We start from the raw sequence: 9,664 nt of genomic DNA, 5'->3' as shown, positions 1-9,664 counted from the left end.
GGTAGGGGGGGGGGGGGGGGGGGGGGGGGGGGGGGGGGCGGGGGGGGGGGGGGGGGGGGGGGGGGGGGGGGCGGGGGCGGGGGGCGGGGGGGGGGGCCCCCCGCGCCCCCCCACCCTTCTGCTCCGGCGCCGTATGCCGTCCTACTCGCCCTTCGGCCCGCTCCGCCCCTCGTCCTCGCACGACCCGGTGACCCGCGCGAACGTTCACAGCGGGCACCCGACTACCCTGCGGGGCATGAAGGCCGAAGAGGTGTTGTCCGTCCTGGCGGTGCTCCGACGGGCGGAGGTGGAGGTCTGGATCGGCGGCGGCTGGGGGGTCGACGCCCTGGTCGGCGAACAGACCCGGGAGCACCACGACCTGGATCTGATGCACCGTCAGGAGCAGGAGCCCGCGCTGCTGTCCGCCCTCGCGGAGGCCGGCTTCGCCGAGACGCTGGACTGGCGGCCCGTCAGGTTCGTGGTCACGGCCCCGGACGGCCGGGAGGTGGACCTCCACCCGCTGGTCTTCACCGACGACGGCTCGGCGGTGCAGGCGTCCCCCGACCCGGACGCGCCGTTCCGCTACCCGGCCGCCGCCTTCGTGACCGGCACGATCGCGGGAGGGACGGTGCCGTGCCTGTCGGCGGACCAGCAGGTCTCCTTCCACCAGGGGTACGAGCCGAGGGACCGCGACCTGCACGACATGGCTCAGCTGCGCCGGGTTTTCGGGATCGCCACCCACTTCTGAGCGCCCTCCCGGCCCGCGCCCGGCTCGGACCCGGCACCCGCCCCGCGGGCCCGGTAGCGTCCCGGCGTGGTGCCGAACTCGCGGGCGAAGGCGTGCGAGAAGGCGTACGGGGTGCCGTAGCCGACCCGCTGGGCGATGGCTGCCAGCGGGTCGGTGGTGTCCCGCAGCAGGGTGGCGGCGAAGGTGAGCCGCCACCAGGTGAGGTAGGCCATCGGCGGGCGGCCGACCAGGGCGGTGAAGCGCCGGGCCAGGGTCGGCCGGGAGACGCCCGCCACGGCGGCGAGCCGGTCGTTGGTCCAGTCGGCGGCGGGGTCGGCGTGCAGGGCGCGCAGCGCGGCGTCGGTCACCGGATCGCCCAGCACGGCGGACCAGGCACCGGCACCGTCCTCGGCCAGCCAGGCGCGGACCAGGTACACCAGCAGCAGGTCGAGCAGGCTCGGGACGGCGAGCTCGGCGCCGGGCCGCCGGCCGAGCAGCTCACCACCCAACAGCTCGATCGCGGAGCGGAGTTCGGGATGACGGCCGACCCGGTTGGGCAGGTGGACGACGGGCGGCAGCTCGGCCAGCAGCGGGTGGGTGCGGCTGCGGTCCACCCGGTACTTGCCGCAGAGCAGTTCGGCCCCGCCGGGCCCGGTCCGGGGCGGGCGGGGCACGCTGCCGTCCATCAGCCGCTCGAACGGCACGGCCGTGGCCCCGTCGGCCGGATCGCGGTCCGCGTCCATCAGCACGTGCCCGGTCCCGTGCGGGAGCAGGACCGCGTCCCCGGTGCGGAGCAGGACCGGGGCACCGTCCTCGATCAGCAGCCGGCAGGAGCCCTCCAGCACCACGTGGAACCCGGCGCCCTCGTACGGGGCCAGCCTGGTGCTCCAACTCCCGGCCACCCGGAGCCGATTGGTGGAGGGCCGGCCGACCCGCACGGCCGCTATCGCATCGCTCACCACGTCCATGGCGGCAGCCTAGCCGCCCGCTCGGCTGTGAGACGCATGCGTATTCCGTTGAGCAGATCCGCCATTGGAAGCGTCAACCGGTGCTCCTAGGCTCGTCGGCATGAGCATCGAGAGCGCACCGCGCATCCTCCTCGGCGACGTCGAGGCCATCCGCATCGTCGAGTACCGGGGCCCGTTCCGGCCCGCCGCCGAACTGGTCCCACAGGCACCGGCCGCACTCTGGCGGGAGCACGCCGACCGGCTCGCCCCCGACCACTGGGACCCGGCGACCGACATGGCCGTGATGGCGCTCCAGACCTGGGTCCTGCGCAGCGGCGGGCGGACGGTGGTGGTCGACACCGGGGTCGGCGACGGTCGGGAGCGGCCGGACGCCCCGCAGTTCCACCGGCGGCAGGGCCGGTTCCTGGAGCTGCTGGCCGAGGCCGGCATCCGCCCGGAGGAGGTGGACACGGTGGTCAACACCCATCTGCACGCCGACCACGTCGGCTGGAACACCCGGTGGGAGGACGGCAGTTGGGTGCCGACCTTCCCCAACGCGGAGTACCTCCTGCACGCCGCCGACCACACCGCCCTGGGCCCGGACAACGACTACGGCCAAGGGGCCTCCACCACCGCCCGGCTGCTCTACGAGGACAGCATCGCCCCGGTGCGCCGGGCCGGGCAGCTGGTGCTCTGGGACGGCCGTCACGCCATCGACCGCGATCTGGTGCTGGAGCCGGCGCCCGGCCACACGCCCGGCTCCGCCGTCCTGCGGCTGACCTCCGGTGGCGAACGGGCGGTGTTCGTCGGCGACCTGGTGCACAGCCCGGTGCAGATCCTGGAACCCGCGCACAACAGCTGCTTCTGCCAGGACCCGGCGGCAGCCGCCGCCAGTCGCCGCCGCATCCTCGAACGCGCCGCCGATCTGCGCGAGTTGGTCTTCCCCGCCCACCTCTCCGGCCCCGGCGCCACCGAGGTCCGCCGCCACGGCAGCGGCTTCACCCTGGCTCCGCACACGCCGTTCGAAACCACCGGCGGCACGGGCCGGCCGTGACCCCGGACGGCGCGGGTCAACCGTGACCCCGGGCCGGAGCCACGGCCGCAGGGCCCCGGACTACCCGATGGCGGTCAGGGCCTCGATCGCCCGGCTCTCACCGGTGGTGCCGACCAGCACCCGCGCACCGGCCCGCTGCCCCTGCCAGCCGTAGCCGCTCAGATGCGCGTTGAGCACCACCGAACCGCTCTGGGTCTGGACCTCGACCGCCTCGAGCGCCAGCGACTGGCCGGTGGTGCCGATTTCCAACGTGACGTTGTCCCGCACGCAGACCCACGGCTGCCAGCCGATGGTGGCCACGTGGGCCCGTGCGCAGAGGCCGCTCATGTTGAAGGGAACGAACCGCAGCGCCTCGATCGCCCGCCCCTCCTCGGTGGTCCCCACCACGGCGCCGACACAGGTCTTCTCGGCCTGCCAACCGATGCCCGCCACATGGGCCTGGACGCAGAGGTAGCGGGAGTTCAGACCCTGCCCCGCCGCCGGGGCCCGGCCGTTGCCGGGCTCGGCCCCAGCCGCGCCCGCAGCGCCCGTGGTGGCCAGCGAGCCGGCGAACAGGAGGGCGACGGTGAGCACCTGGGCGAGCGACCTGCGCATGGTGGGCAACCTCTCGGGTACGGGCGACGACCACCGATCGCCGGGGTGGCCCGGCACCGGACGGTCCGATGACCGCCACATCTTCACCACATGTCTGATGGACCGTCAAGTATGCCTCGGTGCAAGGAATTTGGAGGGTCAGTAGATGGCTCAGGGCGTGACGGAGCCACCTCGGACCCCGTCCAGGGCACCATCGGTCCTGGCCCCGTGCGGACGCCTCGACGCCACCCGACACCGACACCGGTCACTCTCCCGCCCGGCTCCGCCCTCGGCTCCGAATCGGCCGCCGGCACCTCACGGGAGCGGAGCCGTACGGCTGTCCCGGGCCGCGTCGGCGGAGCGGCGTCGGTGCCCGGGGATAGCGTGGGCGGGTCGGTCCGTGGTCGGTGGTGTGGTGAGTGGGAGGCAGAGATGGGCGTGGACGGTTCCGGGGCGGAGCGCGCGGTCCTGACGGATGATCAGGGGACGGCGGACGGTGCTCCCCGGGTGCTGGTGGCGGGAGCGAGCATCGCCGGGCCCGCCCTGGCGCACTGGCTGCGCCGCCGGGGGGCCGAGGTGACCGTGGTGGAGCGGGCACCCGGGCTGCGGCCGGGCGGGCAGGCGGTGGACGCGCGCGGGATCGCCCGGGAGGTGATCGTGCGGATGGGCCTGGACGAGGCGGTCCGCGCCGCCTGCACCGACACGGCCGGTGCGCACACCGTGGACGCGGACGGCAAGGTGCTGGAGACCTTCCGGGCGGACGACGACGGCGGCGACGGGTTCATCGCGGACATCGAGATCCTGCGCGGGGACCTCGCCCAGGTGCTGTACGACGACACCCGGGACGGGGTCGAGTACCTCTTCGGCGACCGGATCGCCGGGCTCACCCAGGACGCGGACGGGGTCGACGTGGTCTTCGCGGGCGGCGACCGGCGGCGCTTCGACCTGGTGGTCGGGGCCGACGGGCTGCACTCGGAGCTGCGGGCGATGGTCTTCGGGCCGCACGAGCGGTACGTCCGCAGCCTCGGGCACGTACTGGCCTTCTACAGCGTCCCGAACGAATTCGGCCTGGACCGCTGGCTGTTGGAGTACCAGGACAGGGAGTCGGGGCGCTCGGTGCTGCTGCGCCCGTTCCGGGACGCCACCCGGGCGATGGCGATGTTCTACTCCGCCACGGGCGACCTCACCGTCGACCACCGGGACGTCGAGGCCCAGAAGGGGCTGCTGCGCGAGCGGATGGCGGGCCTGGGCTGGCTGGCTCCGGACGTGCTCGCGCACCTGGACGACACCCCGGACTTCTACCTCGACCAGGTGGCCCAGGTGGTGATGGACCGTTGGTCGCAGGGGCGGGTGGTGCTGCTGGGTGACGCGGCGTTCTGCTCCTCGCCGATGTCCGGCCAGGGCACCGGGCTGGCCCTGGTCGGCGCCTACCTGCTGGCCGGCGAGCTGGCGGCCGCCGGGTGGGACCCGGAGGCCGCCTTCGCCCGCTACGAGGCACTGATGCGGCCGTTCGTCGAGGCCAACCAGGAGATCGGCCGGCTGAACGCCCGTACCCGCGATGTCCCCGGCCCGGACACCGAGCCGCTGCCCGACTTCACCGGCGAGTGGTTCGGCGACCTGATCGGCCGCGCGATCAACGGCATCGAACTCCCGGACTACGCGGGGGTGCAGGACACCGCACCCCCGGCCGGTCGGGCCACCGAGCGGTAGCCGAACCGGCCCCGGGCGCCCGTCGGCCGGTCGGGGCCTGGAATCGGCTTCAACGTGGCGTCGTCTCAGGTGGGCGCGGATCACGCGGGCGGTACTTCCGGGCGATGGCCTCCCACATCCGGCGGTGGTCGGCCCACCGTCGCCCAGGGACCGGACCGGCCGGCATCGACGGCACGGTCCGGCCCCGCCTCGCATCACTGATCACCCGTCGGACAGACCCATCCGATCGACAGCCCGACCCACCGAGGACACTCGCTCCGGCGAAGCGGCCGCACCTACAGCCCCGCCCTCAGCCGCCGGGGCGCTCGCGCGCGAGGAAGGCGAGCAGGCGGCGGTCCAGCTCGCCGGGGGCGGCGGTCGGGATCAACGGCACGGTCCCGCATCGCATCCCTGATCACCCGTCGGACACACCCATCCGATCGACACCCCGACCCACCGAGGAGACAAGCTCCGGCGAAGCGGCCGCACCTACAGCCCCGCCCTCAGCCGCCGGGATGCTCGCGCGCGAGGAAGACGAGCAGGCGGCGGTCCAACTCGGCGGGGGCAGCGGTCGGGATCGCGTGGTGGGTCAGGCCGGGGAGCATGTCGACCTCGGCGTGCGGGAGTCGGCGGCGGGCCCGGACGGTCAGGGCCTGCGCATCGTGGGCGCGGCTGCGTCCGGCGAACAGCACCAGGGCGGGGACGGTCAGACCGCCGGGGTCGGCCCTGCGGCCGGTGACCGGGCGGCCGCCGGGGCGGTCGATGGCGCCGAGCACGTAGAGCTCGGACCAGCCCCGGTCCGGTGTGCTGCCCTCGGTCTCCCAGGCGAGGTAGCGGCGGACCCGGGCGGCGGTCGGGCGCAGCAGCGTCGGCAGCGCCCGCAGCAGGTAGCCGGGGCGGAAGCCGCCGAAAACCTGCGTGGGATCGAGCAGGGCCAGCCGGGTCACCCGCTGCGGGGACCGCCGGGCGAAGGTGACGGCGAGCCAGGCACCGTAGGAGTGACCGCAGAGTGCGGCTGTGGGAAGGCCGAGACCGTCCAGGACCGTGCCGAGCCAGTCCGCCAGGTCGGCTGCGTCGCGGAGGGGTCGGCCCGCCCGGAGGCTGCGTCCGGCATCGCCCAGGATGTCCACGGCGTAGAGGCGGTGGCGGGCACCGAGCGCGGGGGCGTTCGCGTACCAGACGGTGCCGGTGGCGCCTCCGCCGTGCAGCAGCACCAACGGCTCGCCGTCCGGCGGGCCGTAGGCGTGCACCCTGGTCGGGCCGTAGGGAGTCGGGACGGTGAGCTCGGCCGTGCCGGCCGGCCAGCGGGCGAGCAGGGCGTCGTAGGCGGCGGAGAAGCGTTCGGACACGATGAACTCCTCGGCTGGGTCGGTGGGTTGACCAGTTCTCTCGCTCAGCGAGATACTAGGCGGACGAGAGGAGTGTGCGTCAATGCGGAGAGCGGACGAACGACCCGAGCTACTGCGCCTGGTCCATCTGCTCCGCGCCCTGACGGTCGAATTCGACCTGCTGGGCGCGGAGTTCGCCACGGCGAACAGGCTGCACCCGACCGACCTGCGGGCCCTGATCACCCTGCTCGACGCGGACCGCGCGGCCGAGCGGCTGACCCCGGGCCGTCTCGGTGAGCGCCTCCGCCTCAACTCGGCGGGCACCACCGCCCTGCTCGACCGCCTGGAGCGGCTCAGCCTGGTCCGCCGCGATCGCGACCCGGCCGACCGCCGCCGCATCCTGCTGACCGTCGAGGAGCGCGCCGTCGAGCTGGGCTGGTCCTTCTTCGGGCCCACGATTGCCGATCTGACCGGCGCGATGGACGCCTTCGACGAGGCCGAACTCGCCACCGTGGCCCACTTCCTGACCACCATGAGCACGACCCTGGCGGCCGCCCGGCCCACCTAGGGCCTGCTCCGGGAGGCCGCCTCGATGAGCCACCTCAGCAGCAGCGGGGCCACCAGGAAGCCGGCCACCAGCAGCATGACGGCGCCGCGTTGGTCAGCTCGAACAGCGGGTCGCTCCGACTGATCAGGCAGTCGTAGAAGCCCCCCCGGAAGCGTGACGGTTCCGCGAACGGCTCGCCCCGCACACCCCGTTCCACCACACTCATCACTGCGGCATTCACCTCAAGTCCGGTACCTCTTCGAGGGTCCAGGATCATGCGGAGGCCGAGTCGCTGTATGGGGAATCCTCAGATGGGTGACCTGCGGTCTCCGTTGGATCGGCTACTGCGGCGAACAAGGATCGTCCGTCGGTCGTCTCCGCTCGCCCTCGGGGGTGAAGGTCAACGATCCGCGGAACGAACCGCCGCAGAATCGGACCGCGAGGAGCAGCGGTTGCCCGTGCTCGGGCAGCCACGATTCGGCCCCTGGTTCGCTGCCGTTCCAAAGGTGGAAGACCACCATCGGCTGCTGCAGATCCGCCGTGAGGTAACCGAGCGTCTTCCCGTACAGAGGGTTGTTTCCTCCGAACAGCACGGAGGGAGGACCGAACTCCGCCGTCACGTCAGGCCAGGTGCGGTCATCCGCGGCCCAACGCCGGACTCGGCCTACGAGGGCCTGGTACTCCTCCCCGGTCAGGACCCGATCGGGCTTGAGCCAGCCGCGTCGCCGTGCGAACTCCGCGTACACCGAGGCGACCTCGCAGCAGTCGACCTGTGCCGGGAACACGGCCTGGAAGGCCCCTGCGGGGCCGATGGAGGTCCACAGCCCCTGCTCTTCCCACTCCTGCTTCAGCTCAGCCCACGCCTCGGGCCGGCGTTCCACGAACAGCAGGTGGTCGATCAGAACCCGAAGAGCCACCTCGCCCCCGAACATCCCGGGCCGGCGAAGGGCGAGGTTGATCTGGTCAACGAGATGAGCGTGGATCTCTTCAGCAGCGGCGAGCGGAGTTGGAAGCGGCACGCACACAGTCTTCCGCACGATGATCACCACGGACCACGTATTCCGATGACGATCGTTCATGGTCAGACGTCAAGCTGAGTTGGGCTGCTCGTTCCGGCGGAGCAGGGCGCCGGACCGGCCCTTCCGGACCGGCCCGGCCATCGACCGGCTCAGGCGAGCCCGACCAGCTCCTGGTGGGCCGGGCTCCAGTGGTCCTCGACCGCCTCCGGCAGCCGCAGGACCCGGTCGGGCCGCAGGGTGGCCACCGCCTCCGGGTCGTGACTGACCATCACCACCGCGCCGGGGTAGCCGTCGAGGGCGGCCAGGACCTCGGTGCGGGAGGCCGGGTCCAGGTTGTTGGTGGGCTCGTCGAGCAGCAGCACGTTGGCTCCCGAGCTCACCAGGGTGGCCAGGGCCAGGCGGGTCTTCTCGCCGCCGGAGAGCACGGAGACCGGCTTGTCGCCGTCGTCGCCGGAGAACAGGAAGGACCCCAGCAGCGCCCGGACTTCGCCGTCGTCGAGCCGGGGTGCGGCGGCGGCCAGGTTCTCCCGGACGGTGCGGGCGCCGTCCAACTGCTCGTGCTCCTGGGCGAAGTAGCCGAGCCGCAGGCCGTGCCCGTGGACCACCCGCCCCGTGTCGGGCGCCTCCTGCCCGGCCAGGATGCGGAGCAGGGTGGTCTTGCCCGCGCCGTTGCGGCCCAGCACCACCAGCCGGTGCCCGCGCTCGACCGCCAGGTCCACCCCCGCCAGGACGCGCCGGTCCCCGTACGCCTTGGCGAGCGAGACCGCGCCCAGCGGCACCCGGCCGCACGGCGCGGGCTCGGGCAGGCGGAGCCGGGCGACCCGGTCCGCCCGCCGGACGGGGGCCAGCCCGGCGAGCATCCGGTCGGCCCGGCGGTCCATGTTCCTCGCGGCCACCGCGGTGGACACCCGGGCCCGCATCCGGTCCGCCTGGAACTGCAGGGCGGCGGCCTTGCGTTCGGCGTTGGCGCGCTCCCGCGTCCGCCGCCGCTCGTCGGCGTCGCTCGTCCGGAGGTAGGCGTCCCATCCGGTGTTGTGCACGTCGACCGCCGCCCGGCCGGCGTCGAGGGCGAACACCCGGTTGACGGTGCCGGCCACCAGGGCGGTGTCGTGGCTGATCAGCACCAGGCCGCCCCGATGGCCGGCCAGGAAGGTGCGCAGCCAGCCGACTGCGTCGGCGTCCAGGTGGTTGGTGGGCTCGTCGAGCAGCAGGGTGTCGTGGCCCGCGAACAGGATGCGGGCCAGCTCCACCCGTCGGCGCTGCCCGCCGGAGAGCGTGCCCAACTCCCGTGCCAGGGCGTGCTGCGGCAGGCCGACCCCGGCGGCGACCCGCGCCGCCTCCGCTTCGGCGGCGTACCCGCCGCCCGCCTCGAAGGCGTCCGAGGCGCGGGCGTGGTCGCGCACGGCCCGCTCCAGACGGGCCTGGTCGGGGGCGACCGCCATGGCCGCCTCGGCGGCCCGGACGGCGCGCAGTGCCCGGTCCAGCCCACGGGCGGACAGGATGCGGTCGGAGGTGGTGAGCGCCGGATCGGCGGCGGCCGGGTCCTGGGGCAGGTAGCCGACGGAGCCGGTGCGGCGGACGACGCCGCCGCTCGGCTGCGCCTCGCCGGCGAGGATCCTGAGCAGGGTGGTCTTGCCGGCGCCGTTGCGGCCGATCAGGCCGATCCGGTCGCCGCGCGAGACGGTGAGGGTGACATCGGACAGCAGGAGGCGGGCGCCGACGCGAACGTCGACGCCGTGAGTGGTGATCACGAACGGGGCTCCGGACTCAGCTGGAAACGGACACACGGGTGGCGTGGACG

Annotated in this window: 9 protein-coding genes; 4 read left to right on the top strand and 5 right to left on the bottom strand. The window is 73.9% G+C overall.

All coding sequences use genetic code 11. The annotated features are described in order from the left end of the window. Positions 1-235 precede the first annotated feature (235 nt). Entirely contained in the window at positions 236-727 is a 492-nt protein-coding gene (locus ACIRBX_RS22740) for a nucleotidyltransferase domain-containing protein (protein WP_402298905.1), read from the top strand. On the opposite strand, the gene ACIRBX_RS22735 is transcribed toward ACIRBX_RS22740, so the two are convergent. Next, positions 688-1,674, bottom strand: coding sequence for an AraC family transcriptional regulator (locus ACIRBX_RS22735; RefSeq protein ID WP_402298904.1), 987 nt, complete (start codon positions 1,672-1,674; stop codon positions 688-690). The genes ACIRBX_RS22740 and ACIRBX_RS22735 overlap by 40 nt on opposite strands. 100 nt (positions 1,675-1,774) lie before the next feature. Here ACIRBX_RS22735 and ACIRBX_RS22730 point away from each other — a divergent pair, with 100 nt between their 5' ends. Beyond that, entirely contained in the window at positions 1,775-2,707 is a 933-nt protein-coding gene (locus ACIRBX_RS22730) for an MBL fold metallo-hydrolase (protein ID WP_402298903.1), read from the top strand. Between the two features lie 60 nt (positions 2,708-2,767). Here the strand turns inward: ACIRBX_RS22730 and ACIRBX_RS22725 are convergent, their stop codons facing one another. Continuing rightward, complete coding sequence (locus ACIRBX_RS22725) at positions 2,768-3,301, bottom strand: hypothetical protein (protein ID WP_402298902.1); 534 nt, start codon at positions 3,299-3,301, stop codon at positions 2,768-2,770. Between the two features lie 411 nt (positions 3,302-3,712). Here ACIRBX_RS22725 and ACIRBX_RS22720 point away from each other — a divergent pair, with 411 nt between their 5' ends. Beyond that, positions 3,713-4,990, top strand: a complete 1,278-nt coding sequence (locus ACIRBX_RS22720) for an FAD-dependent monooxygenase (protein ID WP_402298901.1) — start codon at positions 3,713-3,715, stop codon at positions 4,988-4,990. A gap of 482 nt (positions 4,991-5,472) precedes the next feature. Here the strand turns inward: ACIRBX_RS22720 and ACIRBX_RS22715 are convergent, their stop codons facing one another. Beyond that, a complete protein-coding gene (locus ACIRBX_RS22715; protein ID WP_402298900.1) occupies positions 5,473-6,318 on the bottom strand; it encodes an alpha/beta fold hydrolase in 846 nt (281 codons plus the stop codon). 82 nt (positions 6,319-6,400) lie between these two features. Here ACIRBX_RS22715 and ACIRBX_RS22710 point away from each other — a divergent pair, with 82 nt between their 5' ends. Then, the gene (locus ACIRBX_RS22710) at positions 6,401-6,865 is read left to right on the top strand and encodes a MarR family transcriptional regulator (RefSeq protein WP_402298899.1); all 465 of its coding nucleotides are present in this window, start codon (positions 6,401-6,403) and stop codon (positions 6,863-6,865) included. Positions 6,866-7,185: 320 nt separating this feature from the next. Here the strand turns inward: ACIRBX_RS22710 and ACIRBX_RS22705 are convergent, their stop codons facing one another. Beyond that, positions 7,186-7,923: a hypothetical protein gene (locus ACIRBX_RS22705; protein WP_402298898.1), complete on the bottom strand. Its 738-nt coding sequence runs from the start codon at positions 7,921-7,923 to the stop codon at positions 7,186-7,188. A gap of 89 nt (positions 7,924-8,012) precedes the next feature. After that, positions 8,013-9,614, bottom strand: a complete 1,602-nt coding sequence (locus ACIRBX_RS22700; protein ID WP_402298897.1) for an ABC-F family ATP-binding cassette domain-containing protein — start codon at positions 9,612-9,614, stop codon at positions 8,013-8,015. Between the last annotated feature and the right edge of the window lie 50 nt (positions 9,615-9,664).

This window comes from Kitasatospora sp. NPDC096147 (genome assembly GCF_044763225.1).
GTDB lineage: Bacteria > Actinomycetota > Actinomycetes > Streptomycetales > Streptomycetaceae > Kitasatospora.
This window is presented reverse-complemented; position numbering and strand designations above follow the sequence as displayed.

Bases quoted from the DNA above. Each gene is read 5' to 3' on its own strand.
- ACIRBX_RS22740 (WP_402298905.1), top strand. From the start codon at position 236: ATGAAGGCCGAAGAGGTGTTGTCCGTCCTGGCGGTGCTCCGACGGGCG.
- ACIRBX_RS22735 (WP_402298904.1), bottom strand. From the start codon at position 1,674: ATGGACGTGGTGAGCGATGCGATAGCGGCCGTGCGGGTCGGCCGGCCC.
- ACIRBX_RS22730 (WP_402298903.1), top strand. From the start codon at position 1,775: ATGAGCATCGAGAGCGCACCGCGCATCCTCCTCGGCGACGTCGAGGCC.
- ACIRBX_RS22725 (WP_402298902.1), bottom strand. From the start codon at position 3,301: ATGCGCAGGTCGCTCGCCCAGGTGCTCACCGTCGCCCTCCTGTTCGCC.
- ACIRBX_RS22720 (WP_402298901.1), top strand. From the start codon at position 3,713: ATGGGCGTGGACGGTTCCGGGGCGGAGCGCGCGGTCCTGACGGATGAT.
- ACIRBX_RS22710 (WP_402298899.1), top strand. From the start codon at position 6,401: ATGCGGAGAGCGGACGAACGACCCGAGCTACTGCGCCTGGTCCATCTG.
- ACIRBX_RS22705 (WP_402298898.1), bottom strand. From the start codon at position 7,923: ATGAACGATCGTCATCGGAATACGTGGTCCGTGGTGATCATCGTGCGG.